Raw genomic sequence first — 220 nt, forward strand, 5'->3', positions numbered from 1 at the left:
TGCATTATTTAACATAAATGGAGATACGATTGCTCAGGCTGAGCATATACCGGTTCACTCGGATGTGCTCCCATGGGGAGTTAAGGGTGCCCTAAAGCATGTAGATAAAGATGCTTTGAAACCAGGCGATGCGATTATGCACAATGATCCCTTTATCGGGGGTACCCATCTGCCGGACATTATTATTTTTTCACCTATTTTTTATAATGGAAAATTGGTG

The 220-nt window shown here is 41.8% G+C and carries 1 protein-coding gene; it reads left to right on the top strand.

From position 1 onward, the window contains the following. A partial coding sequence (locus HJV72_RS19235; protein WP_208073480.1) for a hydantoinase B/oxoprolinase family protein occupies positions 1-220 on the top strand: 220 nt, incomplete at both ends.

The organism is Extibacter sp. GGCC_0201, assembly GCF_017566055.1.
GTDB lineage: Bacteria > Bacillota > Clostridia > Lachnospirales > Lachnospiraceae > Extibacter.